We start from the raw sequence: 21,757 nt of genomic DNA, 5'->3' as shown, positions 1-21,757 counted from the left end.
GGCGCGCGGGATGCCGCCCCATCGTCGTGCGACTAGCCCGCGCCGCCGCCCACGACCGCGTCCTCCGGCGGCACATCCCCGTCTTCCGAGCCGCCCTTACCGTCGGCCCCTGGGGGTTTGGGCGCCAGGCCCGCAGTGAGTTGGTCTCCGGTGTGGTTGACGTGAATCACGAACGGGCGCACCGCCGTGTAGCGGATCACGCTCATCGACGCGGGATCGGCGGTGATCCGCTGGAAGCTGTCGAGGTGCGTGCCGAGCGCGTCGGCCACCACGGCCTTGATCACGTCGCCGTGCGTGCATGCCACCCAGAGCACATCGGCCTCGTGTTCCTCGGCCAGCCGACGGTCGTGCTCGCGCACCGCGGCCACCGCGCGCGCCTGCACCTGAGCCAGTCCCTCCCCGTCCGGGAACACCGCAGCGCTGGGTTGCTGCTGCACGACGGCCCACAGCGGCTCCTTGACCAACTCACCGATCTTGCGCCCGGTCCACGCGCCGTAGTCGACCTCGGAGATCCGGTCGTCGACCATCGGTGTCAGGCCCAGCGCCGCCGCCAGCGGTTCGACGGTCCGCTCGCATCGCAGCAGCGGCGAGCGCACGATCGCCCGGATGGGCAACGAGCCGATCCGCGTCACCACCCCCTTGGCCTGTTCGCGGCCCGTGTCGTCGAGGTCGACGCCGTCCGAGCGGCCGGCAAGGGTGTGCGCGGTGTTCGACGTCGAGCGGCCGTGCCGCAGCAGGATCACGGTCATGTCGCCGACACCACGCCCGCGCCCAGCAGGATCAGCACGACGGTGCCCAGCAGCACCCGGTAGCCGACGAACCAGTACATGCTGTGGTGGACCAGGAACCGCAAAAACCACGCCACCGCGGCGAAGCCGACGACGAACGCGATGACCGTCGCCACCGACAACTGCGCCCCGCTGGCGCTCATCCCCTCACCCACGGGGTGGAAGGCGTCGGGCAAGGAGAACAGGCCGGAGGCGAACACCGCGGGGATGGCGAGCAGGAAGCCGAACCGGGCCGCGAGTTCACGGTTCAGGCCGAGGAAAAGTCCGGCACTGATCGTCGCGCCGGACCGTGACACCCCGGGCAGCAGCGCCAGACACTGAGCCAGGCCGACGACGATGCTGTCCTTCCATGTCAGCTGCTCGACCCGGCGGGTCTGCCTGCCGAGGTACTCGGCGGCCGCGATGACAGCGGAGAAGACGATCAGCGCGATCGCGATCGCCCACAGATTCCTTGCGCCCGTTCGGATCTGGTCCTTGAACAGCAGACCGAACACGCCGATCGGGATGGTGCCGATGATCACGTACCAGCCCAGCCAGTAGTCGGCGGTGCGGTGCGCCTTGACGAACAGCCCGTTGAACCAGGCCTTGAGGATGCGGCCGATGTCTTTGGCGAAGTACAGCAGCACCGCGAGTTCGGTGCCCAACTGCGTCACGGCGGTGAACGAGGCGCCCGCGTCGTCGGTGAAGAACACGCGCGAGGCGATCGCCAGGTGCCCCGACGACGAGACGGGCAGGAACTCGGTCAGGCCCTGCAGGATCGCGAGGACGACAACCTGGAGCCACGACATCGCCGGCACGTCCGTCACGACGACGACCGTACCGTGAGGTGTTGTTAGCGGCTGGCCCGCGCCACGGGCTCGGCGGCGGCGACCGCATCCCGCACGGCAGCGGTCAGGCTGCGCCGGTCGGTGAGATCGATGTCGGTGAGCTTGCGGGTGGCGATCGCCACGACGTCCTCGTCGAGCGGAACCGGGCCGGTCAACCGCGGCCGGTACACCTCGACGACGAGCTGTTGGCGCTCGACGTGGAAGGAGAAGCTGCGCCCGTCCCCCAGCCGGCCAAACCCGCTGGCGTGCACACCAGTGGTGATGTCCTCGAGAGCAAACTCCTGGTTGCCCAGATCGCGGTCCGCGGCGAGGGTCATGATCGCACCATACCGCCGGCGTACGGGCCGAGAGCGCGGCCACGACGAGCGGCCGGTAAAACACGACGAGCGGTCTGCCTACACTGGCGACTCAGTCGATATCCGCAATTCACGACCGAGAGCTACCCTTTGCCGCCTCGTCTAAACACCCCGATTCGCGTGCTTTCGACGTGCGCTGCGGCGCTGGCAACTGTGACCTTGACCAGCTGTTCGGCCAACCCCGCCGACGCACCGCCGCCCACCATCGTGCCCGCGCAGGCCGCCGCGTCACCCCCGGTGACCGACCGGCCCCCCGGCGTCGTGCGCCCCCTGCCCCAACCGGGCCAGGCCGCGAGGGTCGACCCGGCGAGCGGCTCGCTGGCGGTGTTGTCCACCGGTCCCGGGACCCAGTCGCTGGTCACGATCTTCCCGCCGGACGGCGACGCCAGGACCGTGTCGTTGCCGACGTCGGCGACCGCGATGACCGGCGACGGCGACGGCCGGCTGTACCTGTCGACACGCGGCGGCTACTACCGGGTGGGGCTCGCGCAAGGCACCTCCACAATGGTCGACGTCGACGGCCGACGCGACACCGAGTTCACCGCGATCGCCCGCCGCGCCGATGGAAGGTTGGTGCTCGGCAGTGCCGACGGCGCCTTGCTCACCCTCGACTCCGACACCGGGGTCGCCGCCGAGCTCAAGATCTTCGCTCGCGTCGATGACCTTGTGACACAGGGCAACACAGCGGTGGTGCTCGACCGGGGGCAGACGTCGGTGACGACGCTGTCGGAGAACGGGGCCGAGGACGAGGAGGCGCTGCGGGCCGGCGAAGGCGCCACGACAATGGTCGCCGACCCGATCGGTCGGGTGCTCGTAGCCGACACGCGCGGGGACGGCCTGCTGGTGTTCGGCACCGACCCGCTGATCCTGCGCCAGCGCTACCCGGTGCCCGACGCCCCGTACGGGCTGGCGGGGTCGTCGTCCCTGGTCTGGGTGTCACAGACGGCGAGCAACACCGTCGTTGGCTACGATCTGGCCACCGGCATACCCGTCGAGAAGGTGCGATATCGAACCGTGCAGCAACCGAACTCCCTGGCCTTTGACGAATCGTCTGGCACGCTGTACGTGGTGTCCGGATCGGGAGCGGGTGTGCAGGTAATCAGCGACGCGGCGGGTAGCCGCTGATGAGCGCTCGCGCGAAGAAGGAACAGCGCTGATGAGCGCTCGCGCGAAGAAGAGACAGCTGTGATGAGCGCTCGCGCGAAGAAGGAACGGCTGTGAGCGCGATTCACCGCGGCCGCATGCCATCGGGCTGGGAGGACGTCGTCGCGGCCGACCTCTCCGACGACTACGAGTGGATTCCGCTGCGACTGCCCCCGGACGTGACCCGCATCAGCGCCTCGACCCGGCTGTCGATCGAGGCGGAGTACCGCGGGTGGGAACTGACCCGGGTGCGGCTGTACACCGACGGCTCCCGGCGGGTGCTGCTGCGGCGCAAGAAGACCGCGGCCCACCGGGCGGGTCTGCCGGAGCAACCCGCGCTGTGATCGCGTGATGTATCGCGCGCTGCGGCGGGCGCTGTTCCTCTTTGCGCCCGAACGCATCCACACCTGGGTGTTCGCGGTGCTGCGCGCCGTGACCTATCTGCCGTGGCCGCGACGCGCGTTGACGCGATGGCTGGGCCCGCACGATCCGGTGCTGGCCAGCACGGTGTTCGGGGTGCGGTTCGGTGGACCGCTCGGACTCGCGGCCGGCTTCGACAAGAACGGCAGCGGGCTGCACACCTGGGGCGCGCTCGGCTTCGGCTACGCCGAGGTGGGCACCGTGACGGCACAGGCCCAGCCCGGCAACCCGCAGCCGCGGATGTTCCGGCTGCCCGAGGACCGCGCGCTGCTGAACCGGATGGGGTTCAACAACCACGGCGCAGGCGAACTCGCCGTGAAACTGACCCGGCACATGCCGGACGTGCCGATCGGCGTGAACATCGGCAAGACGAAGACCACACCACCCGAGCGCGCCGTGGCCGACTACGCGGCCAGTGCCCGGCTGCTCGGGCCGCTCGCGTCGTTCCTGGTCGCCAACGTGAGCTCGCCGAACACGCCGGGCCTGCGCGACCTGCAGGCGGTGCAGTCGCTGCGGCCGATCCTGGCCGCGGTCAAGGCCGAGACGTCGGCACCGGTGCTGGTGAAGATCGCACCCGACCTGTCGGATCAGGACGTCGACGAAATCGCCGATCTGGCAGTCGAATTGGGACTCGCCGGGATCGTCGCCACCAACACCACGGTGTCCCGCGACGGACTGGCCACGCCGGGCGTCGGCGACCTCGGCCCCGGCGGGATCTCGGGACCTCCGGTCGCGCGACGCTCGCTGGAGGTGCTGCGCAGGCTGTACCGACGCGTCGGCGACCGCCTGGTGCTGATCAGTGTCGGGGGCATCGAAACCGCCGACGACGCGTGGGAGCGCATCACCTCCGGCGCGTCACTGCTGCAGGGCTACACCGGCTTCGTGTACGGCGGCGGGCTGTGGGCCAAGCACATTCACGACGGCATCGCCCGCCGCCTGCACGCCGGTGGCTTCGCGTCGGTGGCCGACGCCGTCGGCTCGGCCATCAGCAAGTAGGCGCCCGCGTGTCCTGTACTAGTCCTGTTGATAGGTGCCGTGGATCAGCGCCCGCGCGATCGCGTGCTGGAACAGGTTGAAGCCGAGGTAGGCCGGGGTGGCGTCCTCGGGCAGGTCGAGCTTCTCGACGTCCACGGCGTGCACCGCGACGATGTAGCGGTGCGGCCCGTGGCCGGGCGGCGGCGCGGCGCCGATGAAGCGCTTGAGTCCCGCGTCGTTGCGCAGGATCAGGGCGTCGCCGGGCAGCGCGCTGCCGTCGCCGGCACCCGCGGGCAGTTCGGTGACGGTGGCGGGCAGGTTGGCCACCGCCCAGTGCCAGAAGCCCGACGCCGTCGGCGCGTCGGGGTCGTACATGGTGACCGCGAAGCTGCGGGTCGTCTCCGGGAAGCCGGACCACGACAGCTGCGGCGAGACGTCCTCGCCTCCGGCGCCCATGATGCCGCTGACCTGGTCGTTGCCCAGCGGTTGGCCGTCGGTGATGGTGTCCGAGGACAGCGTGAACGACGGCAGTTCGGGAAGGAACTCGTACGGGTTGTAGTCAAACGCCATGGAACCAACCTCTCTTCGTTGTTTATCGGCTAGCAGTGCATGAGGAAGTGCTCGAGTACCTGGGTGCCGAACTTCAACGCCTCAACGGGTACCCGCTCGTCGACGCCGTGGAACAACGCGGTGAAGTCCAGGTCGGGCGGCAATTGCAGCGGGGCGAAGCCGAAGCAGCGAATCCCCAACCGCATGAACGCTTTTGCGTCAGTTCCGCCCGACAGCATGTACGGCACGATGCGGGCGTCCGGGTCGACGGACAGAATCGCGCCGTTCATCGCGTCCACCAGGTCGCCGTCGAAGGTGGTCTCGTACGAGGGCAGTTCGGTGATCCATTCGCGCGTGACGTCCGGGCCGATGATCTCGTCGACCTCACGCTCGAATGCGGCCCGGCGGCCGGGCAAGATGCGGCAGTCGACCACCGCCTCCGCTGTCGCCGGGATGACGTTGGCCTTGTAGCCGGCCTTGAGCATGGTGGGGTTGGCGGTGTCGCGCAGGGTGGCGCCGACGACGCGGGCGATCGGGCCCAGCTTGGCGATCGCGCCGGGCAGATCGGGTGAGTCGATATCGAACGAGTAGCCGGTCTCCTCGGTGACCGCCTGCAGGAATTGACCCACCGCGTCGGTCATCACCAGCGGGAACTCGTGGCGGCCGAGCTTCGCGACGGCCTCGGCGACCGCGGTGACCGAGTTCTGGTCGTGGATCATCGACCCGTGGCCGGCGTGACTGCGGGCTGTCAGCTTCATCCACATCATGGACTTCTCCGCGGTCTCCACCAGGTACAGCCGCCGTTCGCCGCCGTCCTTGAGCGGCACCGTGAGCGAGAATCCGCCCACCTCGCCCACGGCCTCGGTGACCCCCTCCAAGAGGTCGGGGCGGTTGTCGACCAGCCAATGCGCGCCGTACTTGCCGCCGGCTTCTTCGTCGGACATGAACGCGAACACCAGGTCGCGCGGCGGGGCGATACCTGCTCGCTTGAAGTGGCGGGCGATCGCGATCAGCATGCCGCACATGTCCTTCATGTCCACGGCGCCGCGGCCCCAGACGTAACCGTCCTCGACCGCCCCGGAGAAGGGGTGCACGCTCCAGTCGGAGGCCTCTGCGGGCACCACGTCGAGGTGGCCGTGCAGGAGCAGCGCGCCGCGGCTGCGATCGGCGCCTTCGAGCCGGGCGAACACGTTGCCGCGGCCCGGTGCGCCCGCCTCCAGGTATTCGGTCGCATAGCCGACCTCCTCCAGCTGAGCGGCCACCCACCGGGCGCATTCGGCCTCGCCCTTCGTGGTGGCCGGTTCCCCGGTGTTGGACGTGTCGAACCGGATGAGCGCGCTGACGAGGTCGACGACCTCCGCTTCGGCGTTGACGGGACCTGTCACAGTCACCATTCGTACCATTGACCTGCCTGCCGGGTTTGGGTCCGGCCTCGGTGATCCGATAGCCTTAGCTGCCCACAACAGGTCCGAGTGGCGGAATGGCAGACGCGCTAGCTTGAGGTGCTAGTGCCCTATTAACGGGCGTGGGGGTTCAAGTCCCCCCTCGGACACAGAATCATCTCTAGCATTGCCGCAGCGCGGTCGGTATGTGCATCCCGTCGGCCAACCGCATCGACGACGCCGAGATTCGTGCGCTGGTCGCGCACGTGGCGCGGGGCGACCCGCAGTGGCGCGCGAGGACACCGGACTCCCCGGCGCCGCTGATCTGCGCGGGCGCCGAGCCTATATCAGTCCGTCGCGGTACCCGGCGAAGGCCGAGCACGGCCGCGTCAGACCGACCTGGAATTACAGCGCCGTGCACCTCACCGGGACGGTGTGAGTGCACGAGGACCCGAGTGGCTGCGCGACGTGGTGTCCCGGTTGACCGCCGTGCACGAGGCCGGCCGCGCGTCGACGATGCGCCGGAGAGCTTCATCGCGGGTCAGCTGGGCGGCATCGTCGGCGTGGAGGTCGCTGTGACCCGCGTGGAGGGTAGGGCCAAGTTGAGTCAGAACCGCTCAGACGCCGACCGGCGCGGCGTGGTCGCCGGATTGAGGCCCGAACCCATCAGTGGCGCAACCGATGTCGCGGCCGCCGTGGAGCGCGGACTCTAGATACCTAGGTTCGGTCCGCCTCTCCCCTTGAGCCTTTAATATTAGAGCGTATATACTAGAATATATCTTCTAAAACTTGTGATGGGAGGATTCTGATGACCAGCAAAGCCAAGGTGATCCTCGACATGATCCAAGCCGTTCAGGATCGCGACGCCGAGACGCTCGAACGCCTCTATCACGACGATCTCGAGTTCCGCGAGGCGCCGTCGTTGCCGTACGGCGGCACCCTCGCGGGCAAGAACGTGCTACGGGACCAGCTCGAGTCAGAACCCGGGAAGACCTGGCTGGGAACGTGGGGACCGCTTCAACCGACCGAGCGGGAGCGCCGCTTCGATCCCCGGGTGGTCGCGGTCAACGGCGACGAGGTGGTGGTCGAATACCGGATGCGGGGACTAAGCGCCGACGGCGAGTGTTTCGAGTCTGAGGTACTGGCCCTCTATGAAGTCCGCGACGGCAAGTGCGCGCGCGCCCAGATGTTCCACTTCGACACCACGGCGCTGAACGAGTTCCTTCGCCGCGCACAGCGGAGTTCGTAGTCGTGCACAGCGTGAAGAGTCAGGAGTCCGCGCCCTCAACCCTCGGTCGACGTGGTGGGGCGGTCGGCGGTGTCGTGCTGACTGTCTTGTGGGCCCCGGTGGCGTTGGTCATCCCCGACTTCCCCGACCTCGCGGGCGCGGCCGGCATAGAGACCTTCTACGCCGAACATGCCGACATGATGAGGCTGATCCTTCTTTCGATCAGTGTCGGCTTCATCGCCTTCTTGATTTTCCTTGGTCGACTGGTCGTCGAATTACCGTTCCGCGACTCAGGCTGGACCTGGACCGCGCTGGCAGGGGCGCTGATGTTCATGACCGCGTTGTGCGTGGCCGTCGGTGTCGACGCGGCGGCTGTACTGCTCTTCGAGCGCGCGTCCCCGGAGGCCGTTTGGGTATCGCACTCGGTGGCGTTCCTGCTCGCGGCCCCGGCAGCCGGGGCGGGAAGCGCCTTCTTCATCGCGGTAGCCGCGTTGGCGTTCGAAGGACACTGGCCGCGGAGCTTCGGTTGGCTCGCCGTCGTAGGCGCGCTGGTCAACCTGGCCGCGGTGGCGGGCTTCCTGTCCCTGACCGGCGCGCCGAACTCGGGCAACGGCTTACTGGGCGGCTTGGCCGGCCCCGTTGCGGTCTGGGTGGTCTGGATCCTGGCGGTCAGCGTGCGATGGCTGCGACATCCATCCACGGTGAGACAGCAGTCGCGGGAACCGTTCACATCGGGGCGTCGATGACAGCTCGGACCGCGGTCTCGACATCATGGCGGAGGCCGGCGGGCAGCTTGGTGCCGTGGACCAGGTGGCGTTTGACGGCGCCATAGGGAAGGTCGAAGACCGCCAACATCGTACGATCAAGAGCACGCCGAGTTCGCTTGCTGTACAACCGTTGAGCCATCGTCGCCACAGCGTGCTCGACCGGACGGTTCAGCTGAGAGAACTCGTCGGCGAGCGGCCCCGTCGAGTCGGCGCCGATGAGATCCTCGCGACCGAACGACGCCAGCAGTTGCGCATCCGCCGGATGCTCCCGACAGAAGTCGAACACTGAAAGTGCCGCCGCAACAGCGGCTTCTCGGGTATCCGGCTCGTCGATCGCCGCGAGGAACGCCGCTTGCGACCGGGATACGGCGCGCATCCAGAGCCTTGCGATCAGCACCTCCAGGGAGCCGAACCGGTGATAAATGGAACCGACAGGTGCGCCGCTCAGCTCCGCGATCGCGGTGCCTGTGACCGCCCGGGTGCCATGGCGAAGGAGCAGGTCCTGCGCGGCATCGAGCATCGCGTCGGTCGGATGGAGCGCAGGCCGAGGCACCCAATTATTCTAGAGCGCTTCCTCGACATCGCCCGACGGCAGGCGGACGACCACCGCAAACGCTAGTACACGTCGCGCACGTAACGCTTGGCCGCGACGAGTTCGCGCTTGTAATCGCGCGCCTGCTCGTGGGACATCCCGCCGTGCGTCTCGATGATCGTGGTCAACGCGGCGTCGACGTCCTTGGCCATCCGCCCCGCATCGCCGCAGACGTAGAAGTGCGCCCCGTCGTCGAGCCAGCGCCACACCTCGCGACCGTGGTCGATCATCTTGTGCTGTACGTAGATTCGCTTGGCCTGGTCGCGCGAGAACGCGAGGTCGAGCCGGGTGAGAAAGCCGTCACGGGCCATGTCCTCGAAATCGTCGCGGTAGTAGTAGTTCCCGGCGCGATGCTGCTCGCCGAAGAACAACCAGTTGCGGCCGCGGTGGCCCAGCGCACGACGCTCCTGCAGGAACCCACGAAACGGTGCGATGCCCGTCCCCGGCCCGACCATGATCATCGGCGTGGCCCCGTCCTCCGGCGGCCGGAAGTGCGGGCTGTGTTGTAGGAAGACCGGAGCCGACGCCGCGCGGTCGGCGAGGAAGGTCGAGCACACGCCGCCGCGGCGACCGCCGTCGGCCCCGCGGTACCGCACCACGGACACCGTCAGGTGCACCTCGTGCGGGCTTACCAGAGGACTCGACGAGATCGAGTAGCTGCGCGGGGTCAGCCGGACCAGAACCTGCTGCCATTCGTCGGGATCGGCGTGCACGACGAATTCCTGCACGAGGTCGAGTCCGTTGCGGCCGTCGAGCCATTTGTCCAGCTTGGCCTTCGGCGCCCGCAGCGCCTTGGCGTCGCGGCTGTGGTCGGCGATGAACCTCACCAGGTCCGGTGTGACGCGGCAGAAGTCGTAGTGGGAGGTCAACGCCTCGCGCAGCGGCTGTTCGACGCCGTCGATCTCCACGACGTGCGCCGGCCGCAGTCCCGTCGCGGCGAGCCAGGCGTCGACGACCGCGGGGTCGTTGGTCGCGCACACACCGAGGGAGTCACCGGCGGCATAGCTCACCTCGTGAGCCGAGAGGTCGAAGCCGAACTGGCGCACCTCTTTTCGAGATCCCGGCCCGGTCAACATGACGTTGCGTGACAGCGGCACGACGATGGGCTGGGCACGCGTGAACGGCTCGGTGACGGTGGCCGGACGCGCAATCGTGGTGACGCCACCGCCTCCGACCTCGAGATCGTGGTCCGGGGCCAGCAACGTGGTCACGTCGTCGGCCCACCGGCGCATGGGCTCGTCGTCGTAGACCTCGCACTCGGCACGCTCGAGCAGTCGGGTGGCACCGAGCGCCGCCAGTCGGGTGTCGATTGCCCTGGCGTGCCCGCAGAAGTCGTCATAGGACCGGTCCCCGATCCCGAGCACCGCATAGCTGACACCGGTAAGGGCGGGCGCCTCGGCGGAGTCCAGGCGGTGCCAGAATGTGGCGCCGTTGTCGGGTGGACCGCCGTCACCGAAGGTGCTCGTGACCACCAGCACCTGGCGGGCGCCGGCGAGGTCGGTCAGCGCGAGGTCGTCCATGTTCACCAGCGAGGCACCACCGAGGCGTTCGGCGAGGCGGCACGCGAACTCCTCGGCGTTGCCGGTCTGCGAGGCCCAGAGCACCAGCGGTCCGGCGCCGACGCGCACGGGCGCCGGATCGTCCGCGGGCGGTGTGGCCGACTGCCCGGCGAGCAGGCCGTTGATCCACTGCCGGACCTCGGGGCTGACGGGCGCGGAATCGGGCAGCACGGGCGCCTCGGCGTTCGCCTCGGCCAGACCGCTGAAAAAGCCTGACACGTAGAGTGTTTCGGGTTCGGTCAACGTCGGGGAGGCGACTGGGCGCAGGCTCACCGCGCAGACCTTGAACTCGGGCTGAAGCGAGTCGGGGTCGACGGCATCGCTGGTGAGCGCATTGACGGTCAGGTCAACGCCGTGTTCGTCGTTCCAGTGAAACGGCACGAAGCAGCTGCCGCGCTGCACGCGGTCGGTCAGGACGGCGGGCAGCACCGCGCGGCCGCGCCGGGAGGTGAGCTCGACGCGCTGACCGTCGTCGATGTCGAGCGTGCGCGCGTCGTCGGGGTGGATCTCGACGAACGGGCCGCTGTTGAGCTTGTTGAGGGCGTCCACCCGTCCGGTCTTGGTCATGGTGTGCCACTGGTGTTGCAGCCGACCGGTGTTGAGCACGAACGCGTGCTGGTCATCGGGCAGTTCCCGCGCATCCAGGTGCGGGCGGGCGCGAAAGATCGCGCGTCGCGACGGGGTCGGGAAGGCCAGCCGCGGCGTGTGACCCGACTCGTCGACGAACAGGTCCTGGCTCACGCCGTCGTTGAGGTAGCGGATGGGGTGCCGGTCCGCCGAATCGTCGGGCGGGCAGGGCCACTGCAGCGGGGTCTCGCGCAGCCGCGAGTAGCTGACCCCGCGGAGGTCGTAGCCGGTCCCAGGATTGCTGAAGCGACGGATCTCGTCGAAGACCTCCCCGCTGCTGGCGTAGGAGAAGTGCTCAGCGAAGCCCATGTGCGCCGCGACCTGGCAGATCAGCTGCCAGTCCGGTCGCGCCTGGCCCGGAGGCGGGATCGACTGCTGCAGCAGCGTGAGGTTGCGCTCGGAATTGACCATCACCGCGTCGGATTCGGCCCACAGGGTGGCGGGCAGCACGATGTCGGCGTAGGTGTTGGTCGCGGTGGCCCGGTAGGTGTCCTGGGTGATGACGAGTCCGGCGGCTTCGAGGCCGGCGATTACCGTCGAACGGTTCGCCACGCTGGCAACGGGATTGGTGCAGATGATCCAGCAGGCCTTGATCTCGCCCGCCGCGAGTTGACCGAACATGTCGATGGTGCCGGGCCCCACCTCGGAGCGGATGGTGCCGGACGGCAATCCCCACTGTGCCTCGACGAATTCGCGGTCGGCGGCCGAGAGCACCGAACGCTGCCCGGGCAGACCCGGCCCCATGTAACCCATTTCGCGCCCGCCCATCGCGTTGGGCTGACCGGTCAGCGACATCGGCCCACTGCCGGGCCGGCAGATCGCGCCGGTGGCCAGATGCAGGTTGCAGATCGCGTTGGTGTTCGCCGTGCCGTGGGTGCTCTGGTTGAGCCCCATCGTCCAGCAGCTCATCCACTCCCCCGCCTCGGCGATCATCCGGGCCGCAAGGCGGATGTCGGATTCGGCGAGACCGGTTATGGCAGCGACCTTTTTCGGCGGATAATCCGCCAGGAACGTCGGCATGTCGTCCCAGCCCTCGGTGTGCTCGGCGATGAACTGTTCGTCGATGTCGCCGCTGTCGACCAGAAGGTGGAGCAACCCGTTGAGCAGAGCCAGGTCGGTGCCCGGCTTGATCTGCAGGAACAGGTCGGCTCGTTCGGCGGTCTCGGTGCGGCGGGGGTCCACCACGATCAGCTTCGCGCCCGCCTTGAGCCGGTCGGCCATCCGCAGGTACAGGATCGGATGGCAGTCGGCCATGTTCGACCCGATGACGAAGAACAGGTCGGTGCAGTCGAAGTCGGCGTAGGACCCCGGCGGACCGTCCGCTCCCAGGGACTGCTTGAACCCCGTGCCCGCGCTGGCCATGCACAGCCGCGAGTTCGACTCGATGTGCACCGTCCGCAGGAAGCCCTTGGCCAGCTTGGTCGCCAGATACTGTGCCTCAATGGACATCTGACCCGAGACGTAGAGCGCGACCGCGTCGGGCCCGTGCTCGTCGACGATCGCGCGCAGCCGCCTGCCCGCCTCGGCTGCCGCATCGTCGACGGGCGTCGGTAGCAGTTCCTCGTCGCGGCTCGGCCTGACGAAGGCCGACGTCAACCGTCCGTCGTCGGCCCGCATCATCTCCGCGTGCGTCGCGCCCTTGGTGCACAACCGACCGAAGTTGGCGGGGTGCATCTTGTCTCCGGAGACCCGGGCGATGACTGGCTTGCCACCGTCGGTGGACGTGTGCACCTCCATACCGCAGCCCACGCCGCAGTACGAGCACGCCGTGCGCGTCACCATGGGCGTCAAGCGGGCACCGGCGAGGTCGCCCGGCCGACCTGCTCGCCGGCGCCGACCCGCGAGGTCTGCATCCGCAGGAACACGAACCAGGTGACGATCGCGCAGATCACGTAGAAGCCAAGGAAGACCCAGAACGCGTTCGTCGCGGACTTGGCGTCGCTGACGTACGACGCCCGCAGTACGACGTTGATGAACACCCCGCCGAGGGCACCGATCGCTCCGGCGAAGCCGATCAGCGCACCGGACATGCTGCGTGACCAGGCGGCCTTCTCTTCGCGGCTCCACTCGTCGCGGCCCTGCGCCTTGGCCTCGAAGATCGACGGGATCATCTTGTACGTCGACCCGTTGCCGATGCCGGACAGGATGAACAGCAGGATGAAGCCGGTGACGTAGGCGACCATCTGCCCGCCGGTGGCCGCGCCGGCCATGCTGTCGTCCAGCATGCCCGCCGTCACCAGGATGCCGGCGGCGAAGATCATCGCGACGAAGGTGTACAGCGTCACCTTTCCGCCGCCGATCTTGTCGGACAGCTTGCCGCCGAACGGCCGTGAGATCGAGCCCAGCAGCGGGCCGATGAACGCGATCTGCGCGGCGTGCAGGGAGGCCTGGGCCGCGGTGTCACCACCGGCGAGGAAGTTGATCTGCAGCACCTGGCCGAAGGCGAACGAGAACCCGATGAACGAGCCGAACGTGCCGATGTAGAGGAAGCTCATCACCCAGGAGTGCTTGAAGCGCAGCGACTCGCCCATCGCGCTCAGGTTCGACCGCTGGTTGCCCAGGTTGTCCATGAACAGCGCGGCGCCCAGCGCGGCGAGCGCGATGAGGACGAGGTAGATCGCGCAGACCACCTCGGGCGCGGTGTTGCTCACGGTGGCGATCACGAGCAGACCGACCAGCTGGATCACCGGCACGCCGATGTTTCCTCCGCCGGCGTTGAGGCCGAGTGCCCAGCCCTTGAGCCGCTGCGGGTAGAACGCGTTGATGTTGGTCATCGAGGAGGCGAAGTTGCCCCCGCCGATGCCGGCGAACGCGGCGACGATCATGAAAGTGGTGTAGGAGACGTCGGGCCGTTGCATGACCCATAACGTCAGCACGGTCGGGATCAGCAGCAGCAGCGCGCTGACGATCGTCCAGTTGCGACCGCCGAACTTCGCCGGGGCGATCGTGTACGGGATGCGCATGACTGCGCCGACCAGTGTCGGGACCGCGACCAGGTAGAACTTGCCCGCGGCGTCGATGCCGTAGATGTTCTGCGGCATGAACAGCACCATCACCGACCAGATGGACCAGACCGAGAACCCGACGTGCTCGGCGAAGATCGACCAGATCAGGTTCCGCGTGGCTACCTTTTTTCCTGGCGTCTGCCCGGGCCGGCCCTCCCACGCCTCGACGTCTTCGGAGTCCCAGTTCTCGATGGTGCGGCTGCGGCTCAAAGTCTTCACGGGCCCAAGAGTGGCCGCCGGCCATTCCGCAGCCGTTGCCTCATCGTGTCGGCAACGTCAACTCCCGCTCACTTCAGCAACACGTGTGCATCCGGGTGGACGAAACGCGACCGAAACAATTGTGGCCTGCGCCACGTCATTCGGGGGGTTTGACCGCCAGCACCGGCTTCGGACATTCCAGCAGCAAGCGCTGCGACACGCTGCCCAACAGCAGCTTGCCCACCGGGCTGCGGTGCCGGATGCCGATCACCAACAGCTCGGCGTCATCACGTTTCATTTCCGCGAGCAGCTCACTGGCGGTGTCGACGCCGACCGGCTGGGTGAGCTCGTAGGCGAGGCCGCATTCCTCGAGGTGCTTCTCGACGTCGTGCACCTCGTCCTCCTGTGCGAACGCGGGGTCGGCGTATGCCTCCCCGGATGTCGAATTGATCACCCGCACGGACGTGTTGCGGAGCCTGGCCTCGGCGATACCCTGCTCGAGCGCTGCCCTGCCGAAGCGGTCGGCGCTGTATCCGATGACTATCATCGATTCTCCTCGTGCAAGCACTCGTCGGTCATGCCTGTGCCGCCTTCTCCCGCTGGTCCCGGTCGTCCTCGACGACGAGCAGCGTCTCCTCGCTGCGGTGCATCAGCCGCAGCACCAACGGCATCAGCAGTAGCACCGCCATCAGCGCGTACACGACGATCGCGACGGGTTCGGTGAACAGGCTGGACCATTCGCCACCGCCCAGCTGCAGCGACTGCCGCAGTTGGCGTTCGATGCGCGGCCCCAGGATCACACCGATGATCAACGGCAGCACGGGTAGGCCGAACCGGCGCATCATCAGTCCGAGCAGGCCGAAGACGAGCAGCAGCGCGAGATCGACCGCTTGGACGTTGACCGCCAGCGCGCCCAGCGTCGCGAAGAACAGGATGCCCGCGTACAGGTACGGCCGCGGCGTACGTAACAGCTTGGCCCACAACGGCGCCAAGGGCAGGTTGATCAGCAGCAGCAGGAAGTTCCCGATGAACAGGCTGGCGATCAGCGTCCAGATCAGCAGCGGTTCCTTCTCGAACAGCGTCGGGCCGGGCTGGATGCCGTACGACACGAATGCGGTGAGCATGACCGCCGCGGTGGCGTTGGTGGGCAGACCGAGCGAGAGCATCGGCACCAGAGTGCCTGCGGCCGAGGCATTGTTGGCCGCTTCGGGACCGGCGACGCCTTCGATCGCGCCCTTGCCGAACTCCTCTTTGTGCTTGGAGAGGCGCTTCTCGGTGATGTAGGACAGGAACGTCGGCAGTTCGGCACCGCCCGCAGGCAGCGCACCGAACGGGAAGCCGTAGGCGGTGCCGCGCAGCCACGGCTTCCAGGAGCGCTTGAAGTCCTGGCGCCCCATCCACGGCCTGCCGACGGGGATGACGTCGGCGGGCCTGCGGCGCAGATGGGCGGCCACCCAGAGCGCCTCCCCCACAGCGAAGATGGCGACAGCGACCACGACGATGTCGATGCCGTCGGAGAGTTGGGGAAGGCCGAAGGTGGCGCGCGGTTGCCCGGTGAGGAAGTCGATGCCGACGACGCCGATCGCCAGGCCAAGGAACAGCGAGATGGCGCCCCGCAGCTTGGACGCGCCGAGGACCGCGGTGACCGCGACGAGCGCGAACAACATGATCGCCAGGTACGACGGCGCACCCAGGGTCACGGCGAACCTCGAAATCGGTGGTGCGAAGGCGGCGAGCAAGGCGGTGCCGATGGCGCCCGCGACGAACGATCCGATGGCGGCCGTCGCGAGCGCTTGTGCCGCCCGGCCGGCCTTGGCCATCTTGTTGCCCTCGATCGCGGTGATCACCGACGACGACTCGCCCGGTGTGTTGAGCAGGATCGAGGTGGTGGACCCGCCGTACATGCCGCCGTAGAAGATCCCGGCGAACATGATGAACGCCGCACTGGGGCTGACGTTGTAGGTGACGGGCAACAGCAACGCGACGGTCATGGCCGGGCCGATGCCGGGCAGCACGCCGACCGCCGTGCCCAACAGCACGCCGATGACGGCGTAAAGGAGGTTCATCGGCGTGACGGCCTGCTCGAACCCCTGGAGCAGCATGGTGAAGTCCATCTACAGAATCCCATCCAAAATGCCTGCGGGCAACGGAATCCCGAGCCCGGAATAGAACGCGTAGAAGCTGATCAGCGACAGCGCCGCCCCGATGACGAGGTTGCGGACGTAGTGGCGGTTGCCCAGGATCGTCGCCGCGCCGGCGAAGAGGATCGTCCCGGTGATCACCCATCCCAGTGGGTTGATCAGAACGATCACGGCCACGAACAGGCCGACCAGCAGACCGACGGTGCGCCAGTCCCCCGGCGAGCTGGGGTCGACGTCCTCGCCGGCATCCGCCTCACCGACCGAGCCGCGCGGGATGGCGATGGCCAGCACGATGGCGAGCCCCAGCAGGACGACACCGATCACCAGCGGGAACAGCTTGGGTCCTACCGGATCGACCTTGGCGAAGCCGGCCTCCAGTGTCAGCGCGTCGTAGATGAGGAAGGCGCCGACCGCCACCATCACGGCGCAGACGATGTATTGCGCTCTGTCGCCTGGTCTTTCGGTGGCAGTGGACGTGGTGTCGTCGGTCGTGGTCATAGCAACCCCAGTTCGGTCAGCGTGGACGAGACGCGCGCATCCTGGTCCTCGAGGAACTGTTCGAATGCCGCGCCGGTGACGAACGCATCGGTCCAGCCGTTCTTCACCAGCGCGTCCTTCCACTGCTGGGTGCCGTGCAGCTCCTCGAGCACCTTGATCATCGACTGCCTCGTGGTATCGGAAATTCCTGGCGGAGCGAGGATTCCGCGCCAATTGGCGAAGGTGAGGTCGATGCCGGATTCCTTCAACGTGGGCGCGTCGATGCCCTCGACGCGCTCGTCGCTGGACACGGCGAGGACGCGCAGCTGGCCGGAATCGATCTGGTCGATGAACTCGCCGGGGCTCGAGGTGCCGACGGTGATCTTCTTCCCGAGCAGCGCGGTCAGCAGGTCCCCGCCGCCGTCGTAGGTGACGAAGTTGACCTGACGTGGATCGACGCCGACTGCGCGCGCGGTCTCCATCGGGAAAAGGTGGTCGGGCCCGCCAGGCGACGATCCGCCGCCGATGGTCACCTTGGCCGGATCGGCCTTCCATGCCGCCACGAAGTCCTGCACGGTCTTGAACTCCGAATCGGCGGGCACGAAGATCGCGCCCGGATCCTCGATCATCTTCGCCAGCGCCGTCGCGTCGGACGCCTTGATCTTCGAGCCGTTGGTGTAGGTGGCGCCGACGACACCGAGACCCATCATCATCATGAGGTCGTCGTTGCCGCGTTCGTTCATCAACCGGGCCATCGCGACGGTGCCGCCGGCGCCGATGACGTTGAAGACCTCGACGCGGCCGGTGATGTCGTCGTCCTCCATGATCTTCACCGCGGTGCGCGCGGTCAGGTCGTAACCGCCGCCGGGGCTGTTCGGCACCATCATGCGCAGGCGGTGGAATCCGCGTTCGTCCCCGCCGCGGGTGACACCGCACGCGGTCAGCAGCAGCGCCGCGATCACGGTGAGAACCACTAGGGTCGTGGTCCTCGGTCTTGTCAGGGTTGTCTTCATGCCGCCCCTATCCGTTGTGATGCTCAGCAATACTGGACCCGGGAAGTGACGCGCGTCACTGATGAGTACGCAAAGGACGTATTGGTCGTTGTGAACATGACGCCGCCGCGGTGGTCGCCGACGCGGAGCATCCGCAGCCTCGCCGGCCAGTTCCTGGTGTTTCAAACCGTCGTCGTCGCCGTGGTGCTGGTGGCCGTTGCCGCCGTGTCGGTCGCCCAGTCGACGCGTGAGTTCCGCGAGGCGCGCGGTCAGCGGATGATCGCGGTCGCGGAGAACATGGCGTCCACACCGATCGTGCGCGACCGCTACGCCGACCCGTTCGCATCGCGGGTACTGGCGCCGGAGGTGGATCGAGCGGTCGCCTTGTCCGGTGCGGGCGTCGCCGAGATCCTCGATCCCATCGGCACGGTGCGTGTCTCGTCGGATTTCTCCCGCATCGGTGAGCGCGTCGACCTCGGCGTGAGCCGAGCCGACGAGGGCAGGGCGTGGTTCGGCGATGCCGACCTGGCCGGCGTGCACAGCCTGGTCGGGCAGGTGCCGATTCTCGGGACGGACGGCCAGGTGCTGGCGGTGGTCTCGGTCGGCGAGCCGTACCCGTCGGTGTGGCAGCTGCTCGGCGGAGCCGGTGAACGCCTGCTCGTGTATCTCGGGCTGGGCGCCGCGTTGGGCCTGCTGGCGTCGTGGCTGCTGTCGCGGCGGATCAAGCGGCATACTCGCGGGCTGGAGATCGCCGAGATCGCCGGTCTCGCCGACCATCGCGAGGCGCTGCTGCACAGCATCCGAGAAGGCGTGGTGGCGGTCAACAACGAGGGCGACATCACGCTGCTCAACGACAGTGCACAGGAGCTCCTCGGTGTCGCCGGTGACGCCGTCGGCCGCCCGGTGGACAGCGTGGGCATGGATCCCGCGGTGGTCGAGTTTCTGTTGTCCGGCGAGGACGGCCGCTCCACCAGCGACACCGTGATCGTCACGCGGACGCGGGTGCTGGCGTTGAACCGGCGACCGGCGACGAGCCAGGGCCGGCAGATCGGTACGGTGACGACGATGCGGGACAGCACGGAACTCGCTGCGCTGCAAGGACAGTTGTCGTCGCATAAGAGTGTGACAGACACGTTGCGGGCCCAGACGCACGAGTTCGCCAACCAACTGCACACGATCTCGGGCCTGGTACAGCTGGGCGAGTACGATTCCGTGCGCGACCTGATCGGCGCTCTGACCCGTCGCCGCGAGGAGATCAGCGACGCTGTGACACAGACGGTTTCGGATCCTGCGGTGGCGGCGCTGTTGATCGCCAAGACCACGTTGGCCGCGGAGAGCGGCGTGTCGCTCGAGATCGATCCCGCCTCGCGGCTGCGGGCGTTGGAGCCCGCGTTGGCCACCGATGTCATCACGCTGCTGGGCAATCTGATCGACAACGCCGTCGACGTGTCGATGGGTTCCCGCGCCGCCCGGGTCACCGTCTGCGTGGACGACGGCGACGGCCTGACCATCTCGGTCGTCGACTCCGGTCCCGGTGTCCCCGAGCATCTCCGAGAAGAGATCTTCGCGCGCGGGGTGACGTCCAAGCCGCACGTACCGGGCGGACGTGGCATCGGCCTGGCGCTCGTGCGACTGGTCACCGCGCAGCACGGAGGCACGGTGGATGTGACCGACACCCCCTCGGGCGGGGCGCGATTCGTGGTGCGGCTACCGGTGGGGATCGCGGCGGAGAAGGCCGGCCATGCGTGATGTGCTGATCGTCGACGACGATTTCATGGTCGCCGAGATCCATCGGCGGTTCGTCGATCGGGTGAACGGATTCCGGGCCCTAGGCGTCGCCCGCACGGGTGAGGAGGCGCTGTCGTCGGCGAAAGAGTTCGGTCCGGACCTGATCCTTCTGGACGTGTACCTGCCCGACATGACGGGACTCGACGTGCTGCAACGCCTGCGCAGCGACGGCGACCCGGTGGGTGTCATCATGATCACCGCAGCGCGCGAGCTGGATACCGTGAAAGGCGCGCTGGACGGCGGGGCGGCGGACTACCTGATCAAGCCGTTCGAGTTCGACCAGTTGAAGGCCAAGCTGGAGGCGTTCGCTCTGCGCGCCGACGCCCTGGAATCGGCTGCGGGAGTTGACCAATCGCTGATCGACTCCTTATTCGGCAATCCGGGTGCACCGCGCCCCGCGATGTTGCCCAAGGGGCTGGGTGCCGAGACCGGCCGCCTGGTGCTCGACGCCGTCCGCGACGCCGGCGAGGTCTCGGCCGCGGAATGCGCTGACATGGTGGGCATCTCGCGGGTCAGCGCCCGCCGCTATCTCGAGCACTACTTGGGCACCGGCGCTCTCGAGTTGCGACTGCAATACGGCGTGGGACGTCCCGAGCGTCGCTACTTCCTACGCAGCGTGTAGGTCGGTGAGCGCAATGCTGATTCGCGCTTCGACCTCGCTGACCTCGATCACGGGTGGTCCGGGAGGTGACGGTGCGACCGAGTGGTGTCGCGCGCCGGTCGGGGTGACGAACTCGGCGTGGTGCACGCCGTCGACCTCGCTGGTGCTGACATGCCAGCCCGGTGCTTCCTTGGCGTAGTTGCACTGCTCGCATGCGCCCAATCCGTTGAGCCCATTGGTGGGTCCGCCGCGGTTCTTGGGTACGGCGTGGTCGGTGTGGCGGATCGGAGCATCGCAGTACGGCGTGCGACATCGTTGATCACGTAGCGCAATGAAGCGGGCCAACCCTTTCGGGAAGCGACGCGCTCGCGACTCCATGGCCACCAGCGCGCCGCTCTTTGGATGCCGGTACAACCGTCGCAGCGTCGCGCGCGTCCGCTGATCCGACCCCGTCGCCGCGACCAGATTGCGGGCCACATCAGCCGGGATCGGCCCGTACCCGTCGATGACCGCGGTGCTGTCGTCGTCGCCGAGCAGGGTCTGATCCGACATGACCAGGTTGACCGCGATCGGTTCCGGCACCTCGGCAGGCCGCCCGGTGACCCGCTCGAACACCGTGTCGGCCATCACCTGCCCGCGGGTGCGGTCATCGAAGGTGGTGTCGGCCTGGCGTTTGAGCGTCGCGAACACCGCCACCCCCTTGGCGACCGGCAGCAGTACGGTCACATAAGTCATACAGTCCGGCGCGGGTCGGACGGTGACCGTGCGGTCCGCCGCGGCCTTCGCCGCCCGGTCGACCACCGCCTGCACGTCCAGTCGGGCGGCGATGTCCTTGGCCTTCGCAACGATGCGCGCATCGCCGAGGCCCTCGAGGTTGGTGCAGTCGCCGCACAATTCGGCGTCCAACGTGCGCCGGTCCTGCACACTCAGACACGCCGACTCGCGCACGATCAGCGTGGCCCGCCATTCGGACAAGGCGCCACATTCCAACGCCGCCAACGTATGGGGCATCTCGTGCACCAGCGCCTTGGCGAATCCGAGGTGGCGGCCGCCCCGCGACGGGGAGTCATGCCGCGCCAACGCCACCTCACTGGCCAGCCCCCTACCCCGCTTGGCCGTGGGCACACCCGCGGCGGCCTCGGCGGCGCGACGCTTGGCGTCCAGCAGCGCCGCCGCCCGGGCCTGACTGGCCGCGGCGGCCGATTTCACCCGCTCCAGCCAGGTGATCTGTTCGACCAACGCCGCCTCGTCGGCGTCCTCGTCGACCACCGCCAGCCCCGCTGATTCGAACATACATTCGATACTAGACCGCTCCACTGACAAGCCCGGTCAGCCGTGCCGA

Annotated in this window: 22 protein-coding genes and 1 tRNA gene; 10 read left to right on the top strand and 13 right to left on the bottom strand. The window is 68.0% G+C overall.

Features of this window, described 5'->3' with window-relative positions; all coding sequences use genetic code 11:
* Window positions 1-32 precede the first annotated feature (32 nt).
* The 3 genes from ABGB19_RS12790 to ABGB19_RS12780 are packed head-to-tail and all read right to left on the bottom strand — an operon-like array spanning window position 33 to window position 1,932.
* On the bottom strand, window positions 33-749 hold the full coding sequence (locus ABGB19_RS12790; RefSeq protein ID WP_347686336.1) for a histidine phosphatase family protein: 717 nt from the start codon (window positions 747-749) through the stop codon (window positions 33-35).
* On the bottom strand, window positions 746-1,576 hold the full coding sequence (locus tag ABGB19_RS12785; protein ID WP_347686720.1) for an undecaprenyl-diphosphate phosphatase: 831 nt from the start codon (window positions 1,574-1,576) through the stop codon (window positions 746-748). The genes ABGB19_RS12790 and ABGB19_RS12785 overlap by 4 nt, the downstream gene beginning before the upstream one ends.
* 44 nt (window positions 1,577-1,620) lie before the next feature.
* The gene (locus tag ABGB19_RS12780; protein WP_347686335.1) at window positions 1,621-1,932 is read right to left on the bottom strand and encodes a hypothetical protein; all 312 of its coding nucleotides are present in this window, start codon (window positions 1,930-1,932) and stop codon (window positions 1,621-1,623) included.
* Window positions 1,933-2,115: 183 nt separating this feature from the next.
* Here ABGB19_RS12780 and ABGB19_RS12775 point away from each other — a divergent pair, with 183 nt between their 5' ends.
* From ABGB19_RS12775 to ABGB19_RS12765, 3 genes are all read left to right on the top strand, one after another.
* Entirely contained in the window at window positions 2,116-3,096 is a 981-nt protein-coding gene (locus tag ABGB19_RS12775) for a hypothetical protein (protein ID WP_347686719.1), read from the top strand.
* A gap of 92 nt (window positions 3,097-3,188) precedes the next feature.
* Window positions 3,189-3,458, top strand: a complete 270-nt coding sequence (locus ABGB19_RS12770) for a DUF5703 family protein (RefSeq protein WP_347686334.1) — start codon at window positions 3,189-3,191, stop codon at window positions 3,456-3,458.
* A 7-nt stretch (window positions 3,459-3,465) separates the two neighbouring features.
* Window positions 3,466-4,530 (top strand): quinone-dependent dihydroorotate dehydrogenase, encoded by a 1,065-nt coding sequence (locus ABGB19_RS12765; RefSeq protein ID WP_347686333.1) that lies wholly within the window; start codon window positions 3,466-3,468, stop codon window positions 4,528-4,530.
* A gap of 18 nt (window positions 4,531-4,548) precedes the next feature.
* Here the strand turns inward: ABGB19_RS12765 and ABGB19_RS12760 are convergent, their stop codons facing one another.
* Complete coding sequence (locus tag ABGB19_RS12760) at window positions 4,549-5,079, bottom strand: YbhB/YbcL family Raf kinase inhibitor-like protein (RefSeq protein WP_347686332.1); 531 nt, start codon at window positions 5,077-5,079, stop codon at window positions 4,549-4,551.
* Window positions 5,080-5,108: 29 nt separating this feature from the next.
* Window positions 5,109-6,452: a M20/M25/M40 family metallo-hydrolase gene (locus tag ABGB19_RS12755; RefSeq protein ID WP_347686331.1), complete on the bottom strand. Its 1,344-nt coding sequence runs from the start codon at window positions 6,450-6,452 to the stop codon at window positions 5,109-5,111.
* Window positions 6,453-6,524: 72 nt separating this feature from the next.
* Between ABGB19_RS12755 and ABGB19_RS12750 the strand changes: the two genes are divergently transcribed.
* The 5 genes from ABGB19_RS12750 to ABGB19_RS12730 all read left to right on the top strand — a co-directional run bounded on the left by ABGB19_RS12750 (window position 6,525) and on the right by ABGB19_RS12730 (window position 8,414).
* A tRNA-Leu gene (locus ABGB19_RS12750) sits at window positions 6,525-6,610 on the top strand.
* 38 nt (window positions 6,611-6,648) lie between these two features.
* Window positions 6,649-6,879 carry an FMN-binding negative transcriptional regulator gene (locus ABGB19_RS12745; RefSeq protein WP_347686718.1) on the top strand — a complete coding sequence of 77 codons (231 nt, stop codon included), beginning with the start codon at window positions 6,649-6,651 and terminating at the stop codon, window positions 6,877-6,879.
* Window positions 6,876-7,019, top strand: coding sequence for a hypothetical protein (locus ABGB19_RS12740; RefSeq protein WP_347686330.1), 144 nt, complete (start codon window positions 6,876-6,878; stop codon window positions 7,017-7,019). Before ABGB19_RS12745 ends, ABGB19_RS12740 begins: the two co-directional genes overlap by 4 nt.
* A gap of 229 nt (window positions 7,020-7,248) precedes the next feature.
* Complete coding sequence (locus ABGB19_RS12735; protein WP_347686329.1) at window positions 7,249-7,689, top strand: nuclear transport factor 2 family protein; 441 nt, start codon at window positions 7,249-7,251, stop codon at window positions 7,687-7,689.
* 74 nt (window positions 7,690-7,763) lie between these two features.
* Window positions 7,764-8,414, top strand: coding sequence for a hypothetical protein (locus ABGB19_RS12730; protein WP_347686328.1), 651 nt, complete (start codon window positions 7,764-7,766; stop codon window positions 8,412-8,414).
* Here ABGB19_RS12730 and ABGB19_RS12725 read toward each other — a convergent pair.
* The 7 genes from ABGB19_RS12725 to ABGB19_RS12695 all read right to left on the bottom strand — a co-directional run bounded on the left by ABGB19_RS12725 (window position 8,395) and on the right by ABGB19_RS12695 (window position 18,047).
* Window positions 8,395-8,955 carry a TetR/AcrR family transcriptional regulator gene (locus ABGB19_RS12725; RefSeq protein WP_347686327.1) on the bottom strand — a complete coding sequence of 187 codons (561 nt, stop codon included), beginning with the start codon at window positions 8,953-8,955 and terminating at the stop codon, window positions 8,395-8,397. The two genes, ABGB19_RS12730 and ABGB19_RS12725, sit on opposite strands and share 20 nt — an antisense overlap.
* A gap of 95 nt (window positions 8,956-9,050) precedes the next feature.
* Window positions 9,051-12,995: a bifunctional nitrate reductase/sulfite reductase flavoprotein subunit alpha gene (locus tag ABGB19_RS12720; protein WP_347686326.1), complete on the bottom strand. Its 3,945-nt coding sequence runs from the start codon at window positions 12,993-12,995 to the stop codon at window positions 9,051-9,053.
* 5 nt (window positions 12,996-13,000) lie between these two features.
* Entirely contained in the window at window positions 13,001-14,437 is a 1,437-nt protein-coding gene (locus tag ABGB19_RS12715) for a nitrate/nitrite transporter (RefSeq protein WP_347686325.1), read from the bottom strand.
* A 136-nt stretch (window positions 14,438-14,573) separates the two neighbouring features.
* Window positions 14,574-14,963: a universal stress protein gene (locus ABGB19_RS12710; RefSeq protein WP_347686324.1), complete on the bottom strand. Its 390-nt coding sequence runs from the start codon at window positions 14,961-14,963 to the stop codon at window positions 14,574-14,576.
* A 28-nt stretch (window positions 14,964-14,991) separates the two neighbouring features.
* Complete coding sequence (locus ABGB19_RS12705) at window positions 14,992-16,530, bottom strand: tripartite tricarboxylate transporter permease (protein WP_347686323.1); 1,539 nt, start codon at window positions 16,528-16,530, stop codon at window positions 14,992-14,994.
* Complete coding sequence (locus tag ABGB19_RS12700) at window positions 16,531-17,055, bottom strand: tripartite tricarboxylate transporter TctB family protein (protein ID WP_347686322.1); 525 nt, start codon at window positions 17,053-17,055, stop codon at window positions 16,531-16,533.
* On the bottom strand, window positions 17,052-18,047 hold the full coding sequence (locus ABGB19_RS12695; protein ID WP_347686321.1) for a tripartite tricarboxylate transporter substrate-binding protein: 996 nt from the start codon (window positions 18,045-18,047) through the stop codon (window positions 17,052-17,054). Before ABGB19_RS12695 ends, ABGB19_RS12700 begins: the two co-directional genes overlap by 4 nt.
* Before the next feature lie 96 nt (window positions 18,048-18,143).
* Between ABGB19_RS12695 and ABGB19_RS12690 the strand changes: the two genes are divergently transcribed.
* Window positions 18,144-19,775 (top strand): ATP-binding protein, encoded by a 1,632-nt coding sequence (locus tag ABGB19_RS12690; RefSeq protein ID WP_347686320.1) that lies wholly within the window; start codon window positions 18,144-18,146, stop codon window positions 19,773-19,775.
* Window positions 19,768-20,436 (top strand): response regulator, encoded by a 669-nt coding sequence (locus ABGB19_RS12685; RefSeq protein ID WP_347686319.1) that lies wholly within the window; start codon window positions 19,768-19,770, stop codon window positions 20,434-20,436. Before ABGB19_RS12690 ends, ABGB19_RS12685 begins: the two co-directional genes overlap by 8 nt.
* Here ABGB19_RS12685 and ABGB19_RS12680 read toward each other — a convergent pair.
* Window positions 20,422-21,708, bottom strand: coding sequence for a DUF222 domain-containing protein (locus ABGB19_RS12680; protein WP_347686318.1), 1,287 nt, complete (start codon window positions 21,706-21,708; stop codon window positions 20,422-20,424). The two genes, ABGB19_RS12685 and ABGB19_RS12680, sit on opposite strands and share 15 nt — an antisense overlap.
* Between the last annotated feature and the right edge of the window lie 49 nt (window positions 21,709-21,757).

Origin of the sequence: Mycobacterium sp. B14F4, from assembly GCF_039871645.1 — a bacterium.
GTDB lineage: Bacteria > Actinomycetota > Actinomycetes > Mycobacteriales > Mycobacteriaceae > Mycobacterium.
The sequence above is the reverse complement of the archived record's forward strand: the minus strand, read 5'-3'. Positions and strand labels throughout refer to the sequence as shown.